At 68.9% G+C, this 21,656-nt stretch carries 19 protein-coding genes; 8 read left to right on the forward strand and 11 right to left on the reverse strand.

Annotation, left to right across the window (positions count from 1 at the left end):
- Positions 1 to 5: 5 nt before the first annotated feature.
- Positions 6 to 1,421 (forward strand): MocR-like transcription factor YczR, encoded by a 1,416-nt coding sequence (gene yczR, locus BCL67_RS07430; RefSeq protein WP_258174856.1) that lies wholly within the window; start codon positions 6 to 8, stop codon positions 1,419 to 1,421.
- A gap of 136 nt (positions 1,422 to 1,557) precedes the next feature.
- On the opposite strand, the gene BCL67_RS07435 is transcribed toward yczR, so the two are convergent.
- The 3 genes from BCL67_RS07435 to BCL67_RS07445 all read right to left on the reverse strand — a co-directional run bounded on the left by BCL67_RS07435 (position 1,558) and on the right by BCL67_RS07445 (position 3,768).
- On the reverse strand, positions 1,558 to 1,815 hold the full coding sequence (locus tag BCL67_RS07435; protein WP_036474713.1) for a type B 50S ribosomal protein L31: 258 nt from the start codon (positions 1,813 to 1,815) through the stop codon (positions 1,558 to 1,560).
- A 184-nt stretch (positions 1,816 to 1,999) separates the two neighbouring features.
- The gene (locus BCL67_RS07440; protein ID WP_106122810.1) at positions 2,000 to 2,929 is read right to left on the reverse strand and encodes a sulfite exporter TauE/SafE family protein; all 930 of its coding nucleotides are present in this window, start codon (positions 2,927 to 2,929) and stop codon (positions 2,000 to 2,002) included.
- Positions 2,929 to 3,768: an ABC transporter ATP-binding protein gene (locus BCL67_RS07445; protein ID WP_106122811.1), complete on the reverse strand. Its 840-nt coding sequence runs from the start codon at positions 3,766 to 3,768 to the stop codon at positions 2,929 to 2,931. The genes BCL67_RS07440 and BCL67_RS07445 overlap by 1 nt, the downstream gene beginning before the upstream one ends.
- A gap of 48 nt (positions 3,769 to 3,816) precedes the next feature.
- Here BCL67_RS07445 and serB point away from each other — a divergent pair, with 48 nt between their 5' ends.
- The 7 genes from serB (at position 3,817) to pgl (ending at position 13,692) form a co-directional block, all read left to right on the forward strand.
- The gene (gene serB / locus BCL67_RS07450; protein ID WP_258174858.1) at positions 3,817 to 4,779 is read left to right on the forward strand and encodes a phosphoserine phosphatase SerB; all 963 of its coding nucleotides are present in this window, start codon (positions 3,817 to 3,819) and stop codon (positions 4,777 to 4,779) included.
- 237 nt (positions 4,780 to 5,016) lie between these two features.
- Positions 5,017 to 7,128, forward strand: a complete 2,112-nt coding sequence (tkt, locus tag BCL67_RS07455) for a transketolase (protein WP_258174860.1) — start codon at positions 5,017 to 5,019, stop codon at positions 7,126 to 7,128.
- Positions 7,129 to 7,270: 142 nt separating this feature from the next.
- Positions 7,271 to 8,392: a transaldolase gene (tal, locus tag BCL67_RS07460; protein ID WP_106122813.1), complete on the forward strand. Its 1,122-nt coding sequence runs from the start codon at positions 7,271 to 7,273 to the stop codon at positions 8,390 to 8,392.
- 222 nt (positions 8,393 to 8,614) lie between these two features.
- Entirely contained in the window at positions 8,615 to 10,264 is a 1,650-nt protein-coding gene (locus BCL67_RS07465) for a glucose-6-phosphate isomerase (protein WP_106122814.1), read from the forward strand.
- Between the two features lie 113 nt (positions 10,265 to 10,377).
- Positions 10,378 to 11,847, forward strand: a complete 1,470-nt coding sequence (gene zwf, locus BCL67_RS07470; protein WP_219886449.1) for a glucose-6-phosphate dehydrogenase — start codon at positions 10,378 to 10,380, stop codon at positions 11,845 to 11,847.
- 13 nt (positions 11,848 to 11,860) lie between these two features.
- Positions 11,861 to 12,823, forward strand: coding sequence for a glucose-6-phosphate dehydrogenase assembly protein OpcA (locus BCL67_RS07475; RefSeq protein WP_106122815.1), 963 nt, complete (start codon positions 11,861 to 11,863; stop codon positions 12,821 to 12,823).
- Between the two features lie 65 nt (positions 12,824 to 12,888).
- A complete protein-coding gene (gene pgl, locus BCL67_RS07480; RefSeq protein ID WP_106122816.1) occupies positions 12,889 to 13,692 on the forward strand; it encodes a 6-phosphogluconolactonase in 804 nt (267 codons plus the stop codon).
- 127 nt (positions 13,693 to 13,819) lie between these two features.
- Here the strand turns inward: pgl and secG are convergent, their stop codons facing one another.
- The 8 genes from secG to rapZ all read right to left on the reverse strand — a co-directional run bounded on the left by secG (position 13,820) and on the right by rapZ (position 21,617).
- The gene (gene secG, locus BCL67_RS07485; protein ID WP_106122817.1) at positions 13,820 to 14,071 is read right to left on the reverse strand and encodes a preprotein translocase subunit SecG; all 252 of its coding nucleotides are present in this window, start codon (positions 14,069 to 14,071) and stop codon (positions 13,820 to 13,822) included.
- A gap of 82 nt (positions 14,072 to 14,153) precedes the next feature.
- A complete protein-coding gene (gene tpiA / locus BCL67_RS07490; RefSeq protein ID WP_106122818.1) occupies positions 14,154 to 14,978 on the reverse strand; it encodes a triose-phosphate isomerase in 825 nt (274 codons plus the stop codon).
- A gap of 56 nt (positions 14,979 to 15,034) precedes the next feature.
- Positions 15,035 to 16,261 (reverse strand): phosphoglycerate kinase, encoded by a 1,227-nt coding sequence (locus BCL67_RS07495; protein WP_106122819.1) that lies wholly within the window; start codon positions 16,259 to 16,261, stop codon positions 15,035 to 15,037.
- A gap of 203 nt (positions 16,262 to 16,464) precedes the next feature.
- Positions 16,465 to 17,469, reverse strand: coding sequence for a type I glyceraldehyde-3-phosphate dehydrogenase (gene gap / locus BCL67_RS07500; RefSeq protein WP_106122820.1), 1,005 nt, complete (start codon positions 17,467 to 17,469; stop codon positions 16,465 to 16,467).
- A 340-nt stretch (positions 17,470 to 17,809) separates the two neighbouring features.
- Positions 17,810 to 18,433 (reverse strand): superoxide dismutase, encoded by a 624-nt coding sequence (locus tag BCL67_RS07505; protein ID WP_106122821.1) that lies wholly within the window; start codon positions 18,431 to 18,433, stop codon positions 17,810 to 17,812.
- A 212-nt stretch (positions 18,434 to 18,645) separates the two neighbouring features.
- On the reverse strand, positions 18,646 to 19,626 hold the full coding sequence (gene whiA, locus BCL67_RS07510; protein ID WP_106122822.1) for a DNA-binding protein WhiA: 981 nt from the start codon (positions 19,624 to 19,626) through the stop codon (positions 18,646 to 18,648).
- 71 nt (positions 19,627 to 19,697) lie between these two features.
- Complete coding sequence (locus BCL67_RS07515; protein ID WP_106122823.1) at positions 19,698 to 20,720, reverse strand: gluconeogenesis factor YvcK family protein; 1,023 nt, start codon at positions 20,718 to 20,720, stop codon at positions 19,698 to 19,700.
- A 3-nt stretch (positions 20,721 to 20,723) separates the two neighbouring features.
- Positions 20,724 to 21,617 carry an RNase adapter RapZ gene (gene rapZ / locus BCL67_RS07520; protein ID WP_106122824.1) on the reverse strand — a complete coding sequence of 298 codons (894 nt, stop codon included), beginning with the start codon at positions 21,615 to 21,617 and terminating at the stop codon, positions 20,724 to 20,726.
- Positions 21,618 to 21,656: the final 39 nt, after the last annotated feature.

Genomic DNA, 21,656 nt, shown 5'->3' on the forward strand with positions numbered 1-21,656 from the left:
GACTGATGATGGTTCTCACTGCCCGCCGGCTGGCCTCGGAACTCGGCGCGTGGCGCGTGGCGGGGCCTGCCTACAGTGCTCTCGCCGATCGTATCCGCCTCCTCACCCTCGATGGTCGGATCCCGCTCGGCACCCGGCTCCCGGCGGAACGGGAACTCGCCTCCGAGCTGGGCGTGAGTCGCACGACCGTCGCGGCCGCCTATGCGCGGCTTCGCGAGGCCGGCTACCTGCACAGCACCCGCGGATCCGGCAGCGTGGTCTCGATACCGGGACGTGACAGCCCGGTGCCGGACATCGAGGCGCGGACCACCACCACTCTCGACTTCAGCAAGGCGGCACCTCCCGCTGCCCCGCAGGTCGCCGAGGCCGCCCTGCGAGCCGCGCACGCGCTGCCGGCCTACCTGGGCGGCACCGGCTATGACCTGCTCGGGCTGCCTCGACTCCGCCAGGCTCTGGCCGACCGGTACACGGCCAAAGGTGTGCCGACCGAGCCCGAGAACATCATGGTGACCCTCGGGGCGCAGCATGCCATCTCACTGATCACCAAGACGTTCCTGTCTCGGGCCGACACCGCCCTGGTGGAGGCCCCCAGCTACCCCCACGCCTACGACGCCTTGGGCCTGAAGGCTCGCAGGCTGGTGACCGTCACCGTGGACCCCCGCCGAGGCTGGGACGACAACGGGCTGGTGCAGGCCTTCCGCGGGGCGAGACCGGGCCTGGCCTACGTGATGCCGGACTTCCACAACCCCACGGGTGCCGTCATGCCGGCGAGTCAGCGCGAGCTGCTCATGGATCTGGCCCGACGCCACGACACGTTGGTGGTCGCCGATGAGACGACGGCGGACCTGCACATCGACGGCGCTGCGGGAGCCCCGCTGGCCGCTTATGGGCCGGCGATCCTGGTCGGGTCCATGGGCAAGACCGTCTGGGGCGGACTGAGGCTCGGGTGGATCCGCGCGCAGCCCGACAAGATCAGGCGACTCGAACAGGCCCGCTACGCGCAGGACCTGGGCACGCCCATCTTGGAGCAGCTCATCGCCCTGGAGCTGCTCGGACAGTACGACGAGATCCTGCGCTTCCGGACGGTGCAGCTCACCGAGGGGCGCGACCATGTGGAGCACCTGCTGCGCGCGAACTTCCCGCAGTGGGATGTCCCGCACGTCGCCGGGGGGCTGTGCACCTGGGTCAACATCGGGGAACCCGTCAGTTCCCAGCTGGCGCTGGCCGCGCGCGACGGCGGCCTCCCGATCGGCGCGGGCCCGAGGTTCGGACTCGGCGGAGCCTTCGAGCGGTTCCTGCGCTTCCCGTTCAGCTACCCCGCGGAGGAGACCAGCCTCGCCGTGGAGATCCTCGCCGACGCCTGGCGCCGCGTGGAGCCCAGCAGCACGGTGGGCACCGAGTTCAAGCCGGCTCTGGTCTGAGCGGTGAACTCACCAGCGGCAGACTCGCGCGGCTGGCCGGGTTCCAGCCCAACAGGCTCGCAAAACAGCAGCAGGGCCACAGTCGAAGATGACTGTGGCCCTGCTGGAGGTGCTTGGAGCGAAAGAAGCGAAGTGCTTACTTCTTGCCGCCGAAGCCCTTGAAGCGTGCGTTGAAGCGCTCGACGCGACCCTCGGAGTCCATGATGCGCTGCTTGCCCGTGTAGAACGGGTGCGAGGCTGCGGAGATCTCGACGTCGATGACCGGGTAGGTGTTGCCGTCTTCCCACTCCATGGTCTTCTTCGAGGAGGTGGTGGAGCGGGTGAGGATCTTCTCACCGGAGGCCAGGTCGTTGAAGATGACCGGCTCGTACTTGGGGTGGATATCAGACTTCATGAAGTGTGTCCTTTTCATCTGCCGCTGGATTTTGCCAGAAGCGTGGAACTGAGGGTGGGCCGAGTTTGGACCAACACAGCACTATATCAAACCGACCCCGCACCTGCCGGACACCCCGCTGTCCTGGGTGGTTGTGTGTCCTGGGTGGTTGAGTTTTCCGGCGGTTACGTAGTAGCCGGAAAACTCAACCACCCAGGAAGAGGTTGCGCAGCATCACGAACAGCGCGACCAGGCCCAGGGTGACGATGATCAGGCGCAGCACCAGCGGGGAGAGCCGGCGGCCGACCCAGGCGCCGATGAGTCCGCCGAGCATGGAGCCCACCGCGATGACCACCACGATCTCCCAGAGGATCACCCGGTCATCGGCCTCGCGCAGCACGTAGTCCACGAACAGGTAGCTGATCGCGGCGGTCAGGTTCACGACGGCGACCAGCAGGTTCTTCACGCCGTTGGCCTGCTGGATGTTGGCCATCAGGAAGATTCCGAGGATGCCCATCAGCAGGATCCCCTGCGCGGCGACGAAGTAGCCGCCGTAGATGCCGGCGGCGAAGACCAGCAGCATCAGCACCAGGCTCACCGTGGGCATCGAGGGCTTAGAAGACTTCGCGGCGCCCTCCGTCCCGGCGGCAGAGGCGGCGTCGGCGTCAGTGGTGGAAGCATCCGTCGCGGGATCGGCGTCCTTCTCCCGAGCCGCGGCCCGGGCCCGCACCCAGGCGGAGAGCCGGGGCTGGGCGATGACGAAGCCGAGCGAGACCACGATCAGGATCGGCGCGACCCGGCCGAAGACCTCTTCGGGCAGGGTGATCAGCAGCACCGCGCCGATCACGCCGCCCAGCACCGAGGCCGGGATCAGCTTCACCAGCACCGACTTCACCTGCCGGATCTCGCGCCGGTAGCCCCAGGCGCCGGTGAAGTTGCCGGCGATGAGTCCCATCGCGTTGGAGATCGTCGCGGAGACCGGCGGGACGCCCATGGCGACCAGCACCGGGAAGGTCACCAGCGTGCCGGAGCCCACGACGGTGTTGATCGCGCCGGCCCAGATCCCTGCCACCAGGATCAGCAGCAGCTGCGCGACGCTCAGGTCATCGAGGAAGAAGTCAGCGAGCGCCTCCATCAGCCACGAGCCTGCGAGGACGCGGAGCCGGCCGACGACGCCGCCACAGCCGCAGCCGGCTTCTTGAACGCGGAGAAGCGTCCGTCCCGGTGGATCAGCTCCAGCTCGGTGTCAAAGGTCTTCGAGAGGTTCGCCGAGGTCATGGTCTCCTCGATCGGTCCCGCGGCGACGGTCGTGCCGTCGCGCAGCAGCAGCACGTGGGTGAATCCGGGCGGGATCTCTTCGAGGTGGTGGGTGACGAGCACCGTCGTCGGCGCCTCCTCGCTGGTGACCAGCTCGCTGGTCCGCTCCACGAGCGCCTCGCGTCCGCCCAGGTCGAGTCCGGCGCCGGGCTCGTCGAGGAGCAGCAGCTCGGGGTCGGTCATCAGCGCCCGGGCGATCTGCACCCGCTTGCGCTCCCCCTCGGAGAGCGTGCTGAACGGGCGGTCGAAGACCGTGCCCACGCCCCACTCGTTGAGCAGCGCGAAGGCGCGGCGCTCATCGAGCTGCTCGTACTCCTCGCGCCAGCGACCGGTGACCCCGTAGGCGGCGGTGACGACGACGTTCAGCGCCGTCTCCTGCATCGGGACCGTGGTGGTCAGCGAGTTGGAGCTGAACCCGATCAGCGGGCGGAGCTCGAAGACGTCGACGGCGCCGAGCTGCTCGTCGAGGATCTTCGCCGTGCCGGTGGTCGGGAACAGCCGGGCGGCGGCGATCTGCAGCAGGGTGGTCTTGCCTGCCCCGTTCGGTCCCAGAATCACCCAGCGCTCGTCCTCGTTCACCGTCCAGGAGACGTCATGGAGGAGATTCTTGCGCCCTCGGCGCACGCTGACATTCTGGATATCGAGGACAGGGCTCATGGGCCCAACACTATCGAACCCGATCAGGCGCTATAGGCTGAACACGCTATGACTGCGCACCCTGATCCTGATCTCCCCGCCGGCACGGTGGCCATGTTGGCGGCCGCTGAACTGGACGGACCACTCATCCGTTCCCTGACCCACGAGTTCTCTCGACGCGGCGTTGTCCACAGTGTGGAACTGCGCCAGGTCCCGCTGGCCGACGGCACCGAGGTCTCGGCGGTGCGCTGGTCTGTGACGCTGGATGACTCCGACGACTCCTACGGCTCGCAGCTGGCGGTCTCGCTGCTCGAGGACGCCGCGTACCAGCTTCAGGGCCCGGTCACCCAGACGGTGCTCCCGGCCCCGCGCCGGGCGCAGCTGCACGCGCCCGACGGCCGGCTGATGCTGCTCATGGATGTGGACTCCACGCTGATCGACCAGGAGGTCATCGAGCTCCTGGCCCGCGACGCCGGCCGGGAGGCCGAGGTCGCCGAGGTCACCGAGCGCGCGATGCGCGGGGAGATCGACTTCGCCGCCTCGCTGCACCAGCGGGTGCAGGCGCTCACCGGCCTGCCCGAGAGCGTCATCGACTCCACCCTCGCCGCGATCACCCCCACCCAGGGCGCCCGGGAGCTGCTCGCGGAGCTGCGCCGACGCAGCTGGCCCAGCTACGCCGTCTCCGGCGGATTCCTGCAGGTGCTGGCCCCGCTGGCCGCGGATCTGGGCCTCACCGGCTATCACGCGAATGACCTGTCGATCTCGCCGCAGGGGATTCTCGAGGGCACCGTCCGGGGCGCCGTCGTCGACCGGGAAGCCAAGAGAGAGTATCTTGAACAGTGGTCGGCGTCACAGGGTCTGCTCCCCCGCAACGTGGTCGCCGTGGGCGATGGCGCCAATGACCTGGACATGATCACCGCCGCCGGAGTGGGAATCGCCTTCTGCGCGAAGCCCGCCCTGCGTGAGCAGGCGGACCTGGTGATCGACCACCGCTCCTTCGAGCTCATCTCGCTGGCCCTGGGGATGAGCTGAGCCGACCGGCTCGAACAGGAGAAACACCGGCCTGCACCGTCGCAGAACATCGGCAGCCGCTGCGAAGACGATAGCGGCTCCAAGATTTCATACTCGCGATCATCGCTCGTGAGCATTCAGCAATGCTCTGATGATCCGCCAGGAATAGCCTCTACCCCGGTAGGGTTGAACCTGCGCGGCACAACGATGTGCGCGGCCCTCGTTGTCCACCGTCCCTCACCATCTGGAGGAAACCTAGTGACCGATAATGCCGTATTCACCGATCTGGACAAGCGGGCAGTCGATACGCTGCGCGTGCTCGCAGCCGACTCCGTGGAAAAGGTCGGCTCAGGCCACCCCGGCACCGCGATGTCGCTGGCCCCAGCCGCTTACCTGATCTTCCAGAAGATGATGAAGCATGACCCCACTGATCCCAAGTGGATCGGCCGCGACCGCTTCATCCTCTCCCCCGGTCACACCTCTCTGACCCTGTACCTCCAGCTCTACTTCTCCGGCTACGGCCTCGAGGTCGAGGACCTGGCCGCGCTGCGCACCTGGGACTCGCTGACTCCGGGTCACCCCGAGTACGGCCACACCGCCGGCGTGGAGATGACCACCGGCCCGCTGGGCCAGGGTCTGGCCTCCTCGGTCGGCTTCGCCTACGGCCAGCGCCGGATGCGCGGCCTGATGGACCCCGACGCACCTGCCGGCGAGTCCCCCTTCGACCACACCATCTGGGTCATCGCCTCTGACGGCGACCTCCAGGAGGGCGTGACCTCCGAGGCCTCCTCGCTGGCCGGCCACCAGGAGCTCGGCAACCTCGTCGTGGTCTGGGATGACAACAAGATCTCCATCGAAGACGACACCGACATCGCCTTCACCGAGGACGTCGCCGCCCGCTACGAGGCCTACGGCTGGCACGTGCAGCGCGTGGACTGGAAGAAGTCCGGCGACTACGACGAGGACATCGAGGAGCTGCACCGCGCACTGGAGGCGGCCAAGGCCGAGACCTCCAAGCCCTCCCTGATCGCGCTGCGCACCGTGATCGGCTACCCCTCCCCGAAGAAGCAGAACACCGGCGGCATCCACGGTTCGAAGCTCGGCAACGACGAGCTCGTCGCGCTCAAGGAGCTGCTCGGCTTCGACACCGAGGCGCACTTCGCCGTGGAGGGCGAGGTCCTGACCCACGCCCGCAAGATCCTCGAGCGCAGCGTCGAGACCCGCCAGGAATGGGACAAGAAGTTCGGCTCCTGGCGCGACGCCAACCCCGATGCCGCGAAGCTGCTGGACCGGCTCACCGCCGGCGAGCTGCCCGAGGGCTGGGAATCGAAGCTGCCCGAGTTCCCGGCCGGTGAAGAGGTCGCCACCCGCGCCGCCTCCGGCAAGGTGCTCAACGGCATCGCCGAGGTGCTGCCCGAGCTGTGGGGCGGCTCCGCCGACCTCGCCGGCTCGAACAACACGCTGCTCTCCGGCTACGACTCCTTCGTCCCGGAGTCCCGCTCCACCGAGAAGTTTGCCGGCAACCCCTACGGGCGCAACCTGCACTTCGGCATCCGGGAGCACGCCGCCGCGTCGATCACCAACGGCATCTCGCTGTCCACCCCGCTGCGGACCTACAACGGCACGTTCCTGATCTTCTCGGACTATCAGCGCCCCGCCATCCGGCTCGCCGCGCTCATGGGGACCGGGTCGATCTTCGTCTGGACCCATGACTCGATCGGCCTGGGCGAGGACGGCCCGACCCACCAGCCGGTGGAGCAGCTCGCCAGCCTCCGGGCCATCCCGAACCTGGATGTGATCCGCCCCGGTGACGCCAATGAGGTCGCGATCGCCTGGCGCGAGGTGCTGCGCCGCAACGACCGGCCCGCCGGTCTGGCGCTGACCCGCCAGAACATCCCCACCTACGCCCGCGGCACCGGTGTGGCCACCGCCACCGAGTTCGGTGCGGTCGAGGGCGCGGCCAAGGGAGCCTACGTGCTCGCCGAGGCGGTCCGCGACGGCGCCGTGGTCACCCCCGACGTCGTGCTCATCGGCACCGGCTCCGAGGTCCAGCTGGCCGTGGAGGCCCGCGAGGCCCTCAGCCAGCAGAACATCGCCGCCCGCGTGGTGTCGATGACCTGCCGCGAATGGTTCTTCGAGCAGGACGCCGACTACCGCGAGAGCGTCATCCCGGCCGCGGTGAAGGCACGCGTCTCCGTGGAGGCCGCGTCCTCCATGGGCTGGCGGGACATCGTCGGTGACGCCGGCCGGATCATCGGTCTGGACCACTTCGGCGCCTCCGCCGACTACAAGGTGCTCTACGAGAAGTTCGGGATCACCACCGCCGCTGTCACCGAGGCAGCCCAGGAATCCATCGCCGCCGCCTCCTAGGAGCAGCGTCGCTCGACTGGCACGTCCTGTCGAGCGGCACCGCTCTCACCCGGCACCGCCTGGAGGCTGAGCCTCCGACCGGCTCAGCCCCCAGGCACCCGGCGCATCAGACTCATCCACACCCTGGCATCAGGAGAACAACATGACTGCAAACAAGAACACCCAGGCGCTCTCAGACCTCGGCGTCTCGATCTGGCTCGATGACCTCTCCCGCGAACGGCTGAACTCCGGCTCGCTCGCGAAGCTGATCGACTCGCACAACGTCGTCGGCGTCACCACCAACCCGACGATCTTCGAGTCCGCGCTGAAGGACGGCGAGGCCTACGAGGCGCAGCTGGCCGAGCTGGCCGCCGCCGGAGCCGACGCCGAGAAGGCCGTCTTCGACATCACCACCGCCGATGTGCGCGAGGCCTGCGACGTGTTCGCCGGGGTCTACGCCGCCACCGACGGCGTCGACGGCCGGGTCTCGATCGAGGTCGACCCCCGGCTGGCCCGCGACGCCGCCGGCACCATCGCCCAGGCCCGCGAGCTCTACAAGGCGGTGGACCGGGAGAACGTGCTGATCAAGATCCCCGCCACCGTCGAGGGCATCGAAGCGATCGCCGCCGTGGTCGCCGAGGGCATCAGTGTCAACGTGACCCTGGTGTTCTCGCTCGAGCGCTACCGCGCGGTCATCAACGCGTTCATGCTCGGCCTGGAGAAGGCCCACTCGGACGGGATCGACATCTCGAAGATCCACTCGGTGGCCTCCTTCTTCGTCTCCCGCGTGGACGCCGAGATCGACAAGCGCCTGGAGCTCGCCGCCGAAGAGGGCAAGCCCGGCACCGAGAAGCTGAAGTCCCAGGCCGCGGTGGCCAACGCCCGCCTGGCGCACCAGATCGCGGTGGAGACCTTCTCCTCCGAGCGCTGGCAGCTGCTGGCCGAGCGCGGCGGACGCCCGCAGCGCCTGCTGCTGGCCTCCACCGGCACCAAGGACCCGAACCTCTCGGACACGTTGTATGTGACCGAGCTGGCCGGGACCGACGTGGTCAACACCATGCCGGAGAAGACCCTGCTGGCCCTGGCCGACCACGGCGTCGTCGAGAAGGACACGCTCACCGGCACCTACGTGGAGGCCAACCGGGTCCTCGACGGCATCTCCGCCGCCGGGATCCGCTACCGCGAGGTCGTCGACACCCTGGAGACCGAGGGTCTGCAGAAGTTCGAGGTCTCCTGGACTGGCCTGCTGGGCACCATCGATGATGGGCTCAAGCGCAACAGCTGACCTGATCTCCGGTCGGCTCACCCGCTGAGCTGACCGGCGACTGTTCACTCCGTACGGTGCCCGGCTCGGGCGGCGTCGCAGGCCCCAGCAGGACTGGAGCCTATGACTCCCCCGACCGGGCATCGATCAGGGTCAACAGCCATGTGAATCCCACCGGCCCCCTATAAGCGCAGATGCTGGCCAGGCTGAACCGAGGCGTTCGGCTGAGAAAGGAAGCACGTCATGAGCTCACTCTCCCTGACATTGACCGGAGCGGCCCGTGAGGCCGCTGAGCACCAGGTTCCCGGTCTGCTCGACCACGAATTCGCCTCCCGGCTGGTCGCGAAGGACCACACCCTCTGGGGCGTGGACGCCGAGGACGAGGCCAGCAAGCGGCTCGGCTGGGTCTCGCTCTTCGAGGACTCCCGGGCGCTGCTGCCGAAGATCGCCGCGCTGCGCGAGGAGCTCGCCGCCGAGGGCGTGACCCGGGTGGTGCTCGCCGGCATGGGCGGCTCCTCCCTCGCCCCTGAGGTCATCTGCGCCACCGCCGGGGTGGAGCTCACCGTGCTGGACTCCACCGACCCGCAGCATGTGGCCGCCGTCATCGGCGCCGACATCGACAAGACCGTGCTCGTGGTCTCCTCGAAGTCCGGCTCCACCGTGGAGACCGACTCACAGCGCCGGATCGTGCAGCAGGCGATGACCGAGGCCGGCATCGACGCCGTGTCCCGCACCGTGATCGTCACCGATCCCGGCTCCCCGCTGAGCGAATCCTCCACCGAGGCCGGGGTCCGCGCGATCTTCGAGGCCGACCCCACCGTGGGGGGCCGCTACTCCGCGCTCACCGCCTTCGGCCTGGTCCCCTCCGGTCTGGCCGGCGCCGACCTCGAGTCGCTGCTCGACGACGCCGAGGAGACCCTCGCGATCCTCTCCGAGGACGACGCCGACAACCCGGGTCTGCGCCTGGGCTCCGCGATCGGCGGCACCGTCCCGCTGCGCAACAAGCTCGTGATCGTCGACGACGGGTCCCCGCTGATCGGGCTGGGCAACTGGATCGAACAGCTGATCGCCGAGTCCACCGGCAAGAACGGCACCGGCCTGCTGCCGGTGATCGTCGCCGACGGCGAGCCCGAGCTGCACCGCGACGAGGACGACGTGCTCATCGTGCAGATCATCGACGTCGAGGTCGAAGACGGCGCCTCGGTGGACAACGACGACGCCGACCTGGTGGTCAGCTCGCACAAGGTCCGCACCGGCGGCAGCCTCGGCGCCCAGTTCATGCTCTGGGAGGTCGCCACCGTGGTCGCCGGCGCGCTGCTGGGCATCAACCCCTTCGACCAGCCCGACGTGGAGTCCGCCAAGACCGCGGCCCGCGGCCTGCTCGACGCCCCCGCCCCTGAGGCCGGAGACTCCGTGACCGACGGCGCGGTCGCGTTCCGCACCATCGGCGGCTCCGCCCTGACCGAGGCTGACCCCTCGACGCTGAGCGAGGCGCTGCAGGCGCTGGTGAAATCCGTGCCGGCGGACGGCTACCTCGCCGTGACCGCCTACCTGGACCGCACCACCGAGACCCAGCTCGAGGCGATCCGCGCGCAGCTCTCCTCGCTCGCCGGACGTCCGGTGACCTTCGGCTGGGGCCCGCGGTTCCTGCACTCCACCGGACAGTTCCACAAGGGCGGCCCCCACGTGGGCGCGTTCCTGCAGCTGACCACCAGCTCGGCGAGCGACGTGGAGGTCCCGGACCGGCCCTTCACGCTGGCCAAGCTGATCGCCGCCCAGGCCGAGGGCGACGCCCAGGTCCTGGCCGGGCATGACATGCCGGTGCTGCAGGTGCACCTGAACGACCGCACCGCCGGTCTGACCCAGGTCATCGAGACCGTGGACGCCCTGTGAGCGAGTCTGCCAAGCGCAGCGGCGCGGGATCGCGCAGCAAGCCGAGCAAGTCCAGCAACCCGCTGCGGGATCCGCGTGACCGCCGGCTGAACCGGATCGCCGGCCCCTCGGCGATGGTGATGTTCGGCGTCACCGGCGACCTCGCGCGCAAGAAGCTGCTCCCGGCCATCTACGACCTGGCCAACCGCGGGCTGCTGCCGCCGAGCTTCTCGCTGGTCGGCTTCGGCCGGCGCGACTGGACCCACGAGCAGTTCGCCGGGGAGGTGCTCGAGCAGGTCAAGGCCTCTGCGCGCACCCCGTTCGATCAGCAGGTCTGGGACCAGCTCTCGGCCGGGCTGCGCTTCGTGACCGCCTCCGGGTTCGACGACGACGACGCCTATGCCCGCCTCGGCGAGACCCTCGAGGAGCTCAAGGAGTCCCGCGGGACCCGCGGCAACCACGCCTACTACCTCTCGATCCCGCCGAACTCCTTCGAGATCGTCTGCCACAAGCTCTCCTCGCACGGGCTCGCCGCCCCGCAGGACACCCTGGAGGACCCGTGGAGCCGGGTGGTCATCGAGAAGCCCTTCGGCCATGACCTCGACTCGGCGCGCGAGCTCAACGCCGTCGTCGAGTCGGTGTTCCCGCCGGATGCGGTCTTCCGGATCGATCACTACCTGGGCAAGGAGACGGTGCAGAACCTGCTGGCGCTGCGCTTCGCGAACCAGCTCTTCGAGCCGCTCTGGAACGCCCAGTACGTGGACCACGTGCAGATCACCATGGCCGAGGACATCGGCATCGGGGGGCGCGCCAGCTACTACGACGGCGTCGGCGCCGCCCGCGACGTGATCCAGAACCACCTGCTCCAGCTGCTCGCGCTGACCGCGATGGAGGAGCCGATCTCCTTCGACGCGGATCACCTGCGCGCCGAGAAGGAGAAGGTGCTCGCCGCCGTCCGGCTGCCCGAGGACCTCGGCGCCGCCTCGGCCCGGGGCCAGTACACCTCCGGCTGGCAGGGCGGCGAGAAGGTCGTCGGGTTCCTGGACGAAGAGGGCTTCAACCCCGACTCGATCACCGAGACCTTCGCCGCGCTGAAGCTCGACATCAACACCCGCCGCTGGGCCGGCGCCCCGTTCTACCTGCGCGCCGGGAAGCGGCTGGGCCGCCGGGTCACCGAGATCGCGGTGATCTTCAAGCGCGCCCCGAACCTGCTCTTCCAGGACCACGACGACCACGAGTTCGGTCAGAACGCCGTCGTCATCCGGGTCCAGCCCGATGAGGGTGCGACCATCCGGTTCACCTCCAAGGTCCCGGGCACCCAGATGGAGGTCCGCGACGTCACCATGGACTTCGGCTACGGGCATGCCTTCACCGAGGACAGCCCCGAGGCCTATGAGCGGCTGATCCTCGACGTGCTGCTCGGCGAGCCGCCGCTGTTCCCGCGGCAGGAGGAGGTCGAGCTCTCCTGGAAGATCCTGGATCCCTTCGAGGAGCACTGGGCCGCCCAGCAGGTCCAGCCCGAGCCCTATGCCCCGGGCGGCTGGGGACCCCAGTCCGCCCATGACCTGCTGGCCCGCGACGGCCGCACCTGGCGCAGGCCATAAAGGAGAACTCCCAGTGATCGTCGATATCGAGAACACCACCACCTCCAAGGTCTCCAAGAAGCTGCGTGAGCTGCGCGAGGACGGCGGCGTCGTCGCGCTGACCCGGGTGCTGACCCTGGTCATCCTGACCTCCAAGGACAACGCCGAGCCCGCCATCGCCGCGGCGAACCTGGCCTCCCGGGAGCACCCCTGCCGGATCATCGTGCTGGCCACCGGCCGGTCCGCGGACGAGACCCGGCTGGACGCCCAGATCCGGGTGGGCGGGGACGCCGGCGCCTCCGAGGTGATCGTGCTGGAGGCCTCCGGCGAGCTCGCCCAGCAGAACGAGGCGATGGTCTCCGCGCTGCTGCTGCCCGACGCGCCGATCGTGGCCTGGTGGGCCGATGAGCTGCCGGAAAACGTCAGCCGCACCCCGATCGGGCGGATCGCGCACCGCCGGATCACCGACTCCGCGATGGACCCGCGGCCGCTGCAGGCGCTGCAGCGGATCTCCGCGCACTACGCCGACGGCGACACCGATCTGGCCTGGACCCGGCTGACCCATTGGCGGATCCAGCTGGCCAGCGTCCTGGACACCCTGGACCCGGCAGACCTGACCTCGGTGACCGTGGAGGCCGCCGCGGACCTGCCCAGCGCGGCGCTGCTCGCCGCCTGGCTGCAGCAGGCGCTGCAGATCCCGGTGACCCTGGCGTCCACGGAGGCTCCCGCCGACTCTCCGCTGCCGCTGACCCTGACCGCGGTCACCTTCCACCGCCCCAGCGGCGACGTGAGCCTGTCCCGGCCGCGCGGCGAGGAGATCGCCGAGCTGCGCTCCGCGGACGGCCTGGTCCAGGGCGTGCCGCTGCCGGTGCGCACCCTGGAGGTGTGCCTGGCCGAGGAGCTGCGCCGGCTGGACTCCGACGAGGTCTTCGGCGAGGTGCTCACCCGGGCGCTGCCCGCCACGGACCTCTCCGGCGCCACCCAGACGATCAGCTGACTCATCCCCGACCGACCCACTAGGCTCGCAGCATCAGTGACGATGCTGCGGAAGGATGCACCCTCATGACCGATTCCCCCCAGACCACCCTGGCGGCTCCCCGCACCGAGATCTACGCCGACAAGGACCAGCTGGTCACCGTGGTCGCGGAGCGGCTGCTCGCGGTCCTGGTCGACGCGGCACGTCAGCACGGTGACGCCCACGCGGTGCTCACCGGCGGAAGCGCCGGCATCGCCGTGCTCTCCCAGGTCGCGGAGCTGGTCGCGAAGCCCGGCGTGGAGACCCCGCCGTGGAGCAAGGTCCACTTCTGGTGGGGCGACGAGCGGCTGCTGCCCAGCGACGACCCGGAGCGCAACGCCCAGCAGGCTCATGAGGCGCTGCTCGATCATCTGCTGATCCAGCACGGGCTGCCGGAGGAGAACGTCCACCGGATGGCCACCTCGGAGGAGGCCGAGGCCCCGCCGATCGGCGCGGAGATGTATGCCTCCGAGCTGGCCGGTCACACGGTCGAGGGCGGCCGCAACGGGCTGGCCCTCCCCCGCTTCGACGTGCTGCTGCTCGGCGTCGGCCCCGACGGCCACGTGGCCAGCCTGTTCCCGGGCAAGGACTCGCTGCACGTCACCGAGCAGACCACGACCAGCGAGGACCAGTCCCCGAAGCCCCCGCTGCAGCGGATCACCCTGACCTTCCCGGCGATCCACACCGCCGAGCGGGTCTGGATGGTCGTGGCCGGCGCGGACAAGGCCGAGGCCGCCTCGAAGGCGCTGACCCAGGGCACCGAGCTCACCGAGATCCCGGCGGTCAACGCCCGCGGCGCCCGGGAGACCATCTGGCACCTGGATCAGGCAGCCGCCACGAAACTCCGCTAACCCCTTCCTGGGTGGTTGCGTTTTCCGGCTACTTCGTAACCGCCGGAAAACGCAACCACCCAGGAAACGAGAAAGCCCAGTCCGACCGGATGGTCGAGCTGGGCTTTTCTCGTGCCGGGGTGGGGCGTCAGATATCGGCGCCCAGGGGGACGATCAGGGCCAGGGCCACGATGATCAGTCCCCAGGTCACCGCCAGGGTGATGGTCAGCCGGTTCAGGTTCCGCTCCGCCACGCCGGAGGACCCCAGGGATGAGGTCACGCCGCCGCCGAACATGTCAGACATGCCGCCGCCGCGGCCCTTGTGCAGCAGGATGAGCAGGATCAGCAGCAGGCTGATCAGGGCAAGGACGACCTGAAGTGTGATGGTCAGCGCAGACACAGCGACCTTTCGTGATGGAACGGGAGCGAATCAGCTACCAGGATAGCCCGGATGGGACCGAATCCTGGCTTCCGGAGCCAGCTCAGCCCTGCACCCCGGTGTCGGTGTGCTTCTCGAAGGAGATGATCTTGCTGAACTCGTCGGTGTCCAGGCTCGCGCCGCCGACCAGGGCGCCGTCCACGTCGGCGCCGGCCAGGATCGAGGCGACGTTCTTGGACTTCACCGAACCGCCGTAGAGCACCCGGACGGTGTCGGCGAACTCCTGGGAGTACAGCTCGGCGAGCTTGGCGCGGATCGCAGCCGACATCTCCTGCGCGTCCTCGGGGCCGGCGACCTTGCCGGTGCCGATGGCCCAGACGGGCTCGTAGGCGACGACGAGCTCGGTGAGCTCCTCGGCGCTGCGACCGGCCAGGGCGCCCTCGAGCTGGGCCAGGGTGTGGGCCACGTGGTTGCCCGCCTCGCGGACGTCCAGGCCCTCACCGACGCAGAGCACCGGGGTCAGCCCGTGGCGCAGCGCGGCGACGAGCTTGGCGTTGAGCAGCTCGTCGGTCTCGCCGTGGACCTCGCGGCGCTCGGAGTGCCCGATGAGCACCTGGGTGCAGCCGAGCTTCTTCAGGAAGGCCCCGGAGATGTCCCCGGTGTAGGCGCCGGAGTCCTGGTCGGAGAGGTCCTGAGCGCCGTAGTCGATGCTCAGCTTGTCCCCGGTGACCAGGGTCTGGACGCCGCGCAGATCGGTGAACGGCGGGAACACCGAGACCTGCACGCGGTCGTAGTCGTGGCCGGCGTCGTTCAGCGTCCAGGCGAGCTTCTGGACCAGCGCGATCGCCTCCATGTGGTCGATGTTCATCTTCCAGTTGCCAGCGATCAGCGGGCGACGCACGAAGACGCCATTCTTCTGAGTAGTCATGGAGAGGGATTCCCTTTCAACAGTGGTGAGATCAGCAGGTCGGCGGGAGCGCGAGCTCAGCCTTCGAGTGCGTCGATGCCGGGCAGCGACTTGCCTTCGAGGTATTCCAGGCTGGCGCCGCCGCCGGTGGAGATGTGGCCGAAGCTGTCCTCGTCGAAGCCCAGCGCGCGCACGGCGGCTGCGGAGTCGCCGCCGCCGACCACGGTGAAGGCTTCGGTGGTGGTCAGCGCCTCGGCGACCGCGGCGGTGCCCTTGGCGAAGGCCTCCATCTCGAACACGCCCATGGGCCCGTTCCAGAAGACCGTCTTGGCCTGGGCGATCTCGGCGGCGAAGGCCTGGGAGGTCTCGGGTCCGATGTCCAGGCCGAGCGCCTCGGCGCCGGCGGCCCCGGACTCCAGGGCGTCCACCGGGAGCACCTCGACGTCGGCGTCGGCGGCGAAGGCCGAGGCCATCACGATGTCGGTGGGCAGCACGATCCGGCAGTTCTGCCGTTCGGCGGCCTCCAGGAAGCCCTTGACCGTGTCGAGCTTGTCGTTCTCCACCAGCGACTTGCCGATGCCGTGGCCCTGGGCCTTGAGGAAGGTGAACACCATGCCGCCGCCCACCAGGAGCGTGTCGGCGCGGCTCATCAGGTTCTCGATGACGGCGAGCTTGTCGGAGACCTTGGACCCGCCGAGGACCACGGTGTAGGGCCGCTCCGGGGTCTCGGTGAGGCGCTGGAGCACCAGCAGCTCGTCGCGGACCAGGTCGCCCTGGTAGGCGGGGAGCTTCGTGGTGATGTCGGCGACCGAGGCGTGGGCGCGGTGCACGGCGCCGAAGGCGTCGTTGACGTAGGCGCCGTCGGTGCCGGTCAGGGCGGCGAGCTCGGCGGCCAGGCTGGCCCGCTCGGCGTCGTCCTTGGAGGTCTCGCGCGGGTCGAAGCGGACGTTCTCCAGCAGCAGGATCTGACCGGGCTCCAGCGCGGCGGCCTTCTCCTGGGCGCTGGGGCCGACGAGGTCATCGGCGCGCAGCACGTCGACCTTGCTGAGCTCGGCCATCCGGGCGGCCACGGGGGCCAGCGAGTACTGCGGGTCGGGCTCGCCCTTGGGGCGGCCCAGGTGCGCGGTGACCAGCACCCGGGCGCCGGCGGCGGCGAGCTTCTCGAGCACCGGCAGCGAGGCGCGGATGCGGCCGTCGTCGGTGACGACACCATCCTTCAGCGGCACGTTGAGGTCGGAGCGGACGAGCACGCGGCGCCCGTCCAGGCCTTCGGAGAGCAGGGCGTCAAGGGTGGCTGCAGTCATGTGATCAGGGTACCAATCGCTGGAAGGGAGAGACAGGGAGCTGGGGGCCGGAGGGCGGGCGCCGCGTCACGGCCGGTTCAGGCCAGAACAGATCAGGACCGGCCAGAACAACAACGACGACGACGCGCCGGTGCCGCACGGCAGAGGCCCCGGTCCCGACGAGGATTCGTCGAGCCGGGGCCCTTGCGGTCAGGCGAGCTGGATCAGCGGCCGACGTGTGCGGTCATGTCCACCAGGCGGGAGGAGTAGCCGTACTCGTTGTCGTACCAGGCGAAGACCTTGACGGTCTTGCCGATGACCTTGGTCAGCGGTGCATCGAAGATCGAGGAGTGCGAGTCGCCGACGATGTCGGAGGAGACCAGCGGGTCCTCGTTGTAGGCCAGGATGCCCTTGAGCGGTCCCTCGGCGGCCTTCTTGAAGGCGGCGTTGACCTGCTCGGCCGTGACACCCTCCTTCTCGATGGCGACGGTGAGGTCGGTGCCGGAGCCGGTGATGACCGGGACGCGGATGGCGTAGCCGTCAAGCTTGCCGTCGACCTCGGGGATGACGTGACCGATGGCGGCGGCCGCACCGGTGGAGGTCGGGACCATGTTCACGCCGGCGGCGCGGGCACGGCGGGCATCGCCGTGCGGCGCGTCGTGCAGGCGCTGGTCACCGGTGTAGGCGTGGACGGTGGTCATCAGACCCTCGACCAGACCGAACTCGTCGTTGAGCACCTTGACCAGCGGAGCCAGGCAGTTGGTGGTGCAGGATGCGTTGGAGACCACAGTGTGGTTCTCCGGGTCATAGGTGTTCTCGTTGATGCCCATGACCAGGGTCGCGTCGACGCCCTTGCCCGGTGCCGAGACGATGACCTTCTTGGCGCCGGCCTCGAGGTGCTTGCCGGCGGACTCCTTGGTGGTGAAGAAGCCGGTGCACTCGAGCACGACGTCCACGCCGAGCTCGCCCCAGGGCAGGTTCGCCGGGTCCTTGTCGGAGAGGAGCTTGATCCGGCGGTCACCGGCGACGAGGGTGTCGCCGTCCAGGGAGACATCTGCCGGGTAGCGGCCCATGACGGAGTCGTACTTGGTCAGGTTCACCAGCTGGGCGGGGTCGGTGAGGTCGTTGATCGCCACGAGTTCCAGGTCGGTGCGGCCGGTGTTCTCCAGCACGCGCAGCACGTTGCGGCCGATACGTCCAAAACCATTGATCGCGATTTTCGTCGCCATGAGGTTCCTCTCTTGAGCATGGGACCGCAGTTCCTGCGGGCCTTGGGGCCGTTCTGGCAGAGGCAGCGCGAGGGCCTTCCCGGAAGGGGAAAAGGCCCTTAGACACACGTTGGGGATCAGCAGCTCGACCGTAGTCGAACCGCTGACCCCCAACAACATCGTTGTCCATCAGGCTGTCTGCAGAACGTGATTTTCAGTTTTCTCGTACATCATTCAATCATGTCGCCATGGCTGGCCCCAACATCGTGGGGCCGAGTCTCCCTGGTCGGACAGCGTCACCGTCCGGACCGGACCGTGTAGCTGTCCGGTCCGGACAGCTACATCGTCCGGGTGGAGATGATCAGGGAGTGATCAGCTTGGAGGCGCCCGAGCGAGCGGCTTCGAGGCGCGCGGCGACGTCGGACCAGTTGATGATGTTCCAGAAGGCCTTCACGTAGTCAGGCTTGACGTTCTGGTAGTCCAGGTAGAAGGCGTGCTCCCACATGTCCAGCATCAGCAGCGGGATGGTGCCCACGGGCACGCCGTTCTGCTGGTCATAGAACTGCTCGATGACCACGTTGCCGCCGACGGGCTCGTAGGCGAGGATCGCCCAGCCGGAGCCCTGGATGGTCAGCGCGGCAGAGGTGAACTGCTGCTGGAAGGCCTCGAAGGAGCCGAAGTACTCGTCGATGGCTGCTGCCAGCTCACCCTCGGGGCGCTCCTGGCCCTCTGGGGAGAGGTTCTTCCAGAAGATCGAGTGGTTGGTGTGGCCGCCGAGGTTGAACTGCAGGTCCTTGAGCAGCTTCGGGGTGGTGGCGTAGTCGCCCTTCTCGCGGGCTTCGGCCAGCTTCTCCAGCGCGGTGTTGGCGCCGGTGACGTAGGTCTGGTGGTGCTTGGAGTGGTGGAGCTCCATGATGCGAGCCGAGATGTGCGGCTCGAGCGCAGAGTAGTCGTAGTCCAATTCAGGAAGCGTGAAGTCAGTCAAAATGTCCTCCTAGACACAGGGGTTCGTCGAGGCCAGCTGCACCCCAACTCGGTTCTCATCCTATGCCGTGAGGGCATCGCCATAAAGAGGATTGACGCCTATGACCTGCGGTGTTCACCACCGGAGTAACTGCCGTGTGAGGTGGGCCTCAGGCCCGGGGAGACCAGCCTCAGGCCTCGCGGAACCCAGCCTCAACCCTGCAGAACCCAGCCTCAGCCGTCGAGCATGTCCGGGGTGACGCTGGATTCGGTGCCGGGGATCTTCAGCTCGGAGGCCTGCTTGTCCGCCATGGCCAGCAGCCGGCGGATCCGTCCGGCGATCGCGTCCTTGGTCATCGGTGGATCGGCGAGCCGGCCGAGCTCGTCCAGGGAGGCCTGCTTATGCGCCAGCCGGAGCTCGCCGGCGTATTTGAGGTGGTACGGGGCGTCGTCGCCGAGGATCTCGAGGGCGCGCTGGACGCGGGCGCCGGCGGCGACGGCGGCCTGGGCGGAGCGGCGCAGGTTGGCGTCGTCGAAGTTGGCCAGTCGGTTGGCGGTGGCGCGGACCTCTTTGCGCATCCGGCGCTCCTCCCAGACCAGCAGGGTCTGGTGGGCGCCCATGAGGGTGAGCAGCTTCGCGATGGAGTCGCCGTCGCGGATCACGACGCGGTCCACGCTGCGCACCTCGCGGGCCTTGGCCGGGATGCCGAGCCGGCGGGCGGAGCCGACCAGGGCCAGGGCGGCCTCGGGGCCGGGGCAGGTGACCTCCAGCGAGGAGGAGCGTCCGGGTTCGGTGAGCGAGCCGTGGGCCAGGAACGCGCCGCGCCAGGCGGAGACGGCGTCGGCCATGGACCCGTTGACGACCACCGAGGGCAGGCCGCGCACGGGGCGGCCGCGGGCGTCGAGCAGACCGGTCTGCCGGGCTAGCGCCTCGCCGTCGCGGACGACGCGGACCACAAAGCGGGAGCCGCGCTTGAGCCCGTTGCCGGAGACCACGATCACCTCAGGGTTGTGCCCATAGACCTCGGTGATGGTGGTCTTGAGCCGCCGCGCGGTGGCCGCGTGGTCCAGCTCGGCCTCGATCACGATCCGACCAGAGATGATGTGCAGTCCCCCGGCGAAGCGGAGCATGGCCGAAACCTCGGCCTTCCGCTCGGAGGTGGTCTTGACGTGTTGGCGGGAGAGCTCTTCTTTGACCGACTCGGTCAGCGCCATATGTGTTGTCCTCTGGTCTTCGTGTGATGCTGATCCGTCATCGTACCCAATGCCCCTGAGCGCGGTGCCGCTCAGCCCCCGAAGACCTCGCTGAACGCGATGGCCAGCCGCAGCGGGTCGTGCACATCCGGCTGACCTGCCTTGGCGACGTCGTGATACCGCACCTCGGCGCCGAGCAGCCCGGCCGCCTCCGCGAACTCTTCGCGCTCCTGACCTGGGACTGATGCGGGATCCGCGATGATGCGGTGCACACGCAGTCCGGGGGCATAGTGATGAAGGACTCGCAGATGTTCGGCGGGGCTCATCCCGGCGGTCTCGTCGGTGTGCGGTGTGAGGTTCATCACGATACACCGCCGGGCCTCGGTCTCATAGAGAGCGTCCCGGAGCTCGGGCAGCAGCAGATGCGGCAGCACCGAGGTGTACCAGGAGCCAGGTCCTAACACCACCCAGTCACTGAGCTCGATGGCGGTGAGCGCCTCGGCGCAGGCCGAGGCCTCGGCCGGGTGCAGCTGCACATCGCGGAGCCGGCCCAGGCTGCCGGCGGTGGCCAGGGCGACCTGGGAGGAGAGCCGGTCCCCGTTGTTGAACGGCGCCTCGAGACCGGACTGGCCCTCGAGCGGCTCCACGACGCCGGACATGGTCAGCGGCTGCCGGGACATGGGCAGCACCTGGCCGCGGGCGCCGAGCAGGGTCCCGGCCCAGCGCAGCCCCTCCACGGAGTCACCGATGAGCTCCCAGAGCGCGACGATGAGCAGGTTGCCCATGGCGTGGTCGTCCAGGCTGCCGGTGACGCCCTCGCGGGAGCGGAACCGGTGCTGCATGACCTGGGCCCAGGTGCGGCCCCATTCGGTGTCGTCGCACAGCGCGGCCAGCGCCATCCGGAGGTCTCCGGGGGGCAGCACGTCCATGTCCTCGCGGAGCCGGCCGGAGGAGCCGCCGTCGTCGGCCACGGTGACGATCGCGGTGAGGTGCTCCGCCGCGATTACGCGCAGCGCCGAGAGCGTGGCGGAGAGCCCGTGTCCCCCGCCGAGGGCGGAGACCCGGAAGGAGCCGCGGGCGGAGCTGCGTGGCTGGGGCTGGGCGTTCTGGCTCACGCCTTACTCACGTCCCAGATCACGGTGGATGGTGTTCACCGTGACGTTGGGCAGCTGGCTCAGGCGGCGGGCGAGCTCTTCGGAGACGGCGACGGAGCGGTGCTTGCCGCCGGTGCAGCCGACGGAGATGTTGGCGTAGTGCTTGTTCTCGCGGCGGTAGCCCTCGATGACCGGGCGCAGCGATTCCACGTAGTTGTCCAGGAAGTCCCCGGTGCCCTCGTTGCCGAGCACGTACTCGCTGACTTCGGGGTCCAGGCCGGTGTGTGCGCGCAGCTCGGGCACCCAGTGCGGGTTGGGGATGAAGCGCATATCGGCGATGAAGTTGGCGTCGGCAGGGACCCCGTATTTGAAGCCGAAGCTCATCACGTTGAGCCGGAGCTGGACCGGGCCGTCCTCGTTGAAGATCTCGGTGATCTCGCGGGCCAGCCCGTGGACGTTGAGGTCGGTGGTGTCGAGCACGATCTCCGCGGCGGCCTTGACCTCCTTGAGCAGGTCACGCTCGGCGGTGATGCCGTCGAGGATCCGGCCGGAGCCCTGCAGCGGGTGCGGCCGGCGGCCCTGTTCGAAGCGGCGGACCAGCAGCGCGTCGGAGGAGTCCAGGAAGAGCATCCGGTAGGTCACCCCGGTGGCCTTGAGCTGCTCCAGGGCACCGAGCATGTCGGAGAACAGCGCGCGGGTGCGCACGTCGATCACGACGGCCAGCTTCTCCATGGACCCGGGGTGCCGGGAGATGATGTCGATCATGGTGGTGATGAGCTCCGGCGGGAGCCCCTCGACCACGTACCAGCCCAGGTCCTCCAGGGCGTGGGCAGCGGTGGTGCGGCCGGCACCGGACATGCCGGTGACGATCAACAGTTCGTTCTCGGGCGGCTTCACCGGGGTCAGACCAACATCCATGCTCAAAGCCTATCTGCCGGGTATGACAAGGGTGAACCC

The organism is Nesterenkonia sandarakina (genome assembly GCF_003003175.1).
Lineage (GTDB): Bacteria > Actinomycetota > Actinomycetes > Actinomycetales > Micrococcaceae > Nesterenkonia > Nesterenkonia sandarakina_A.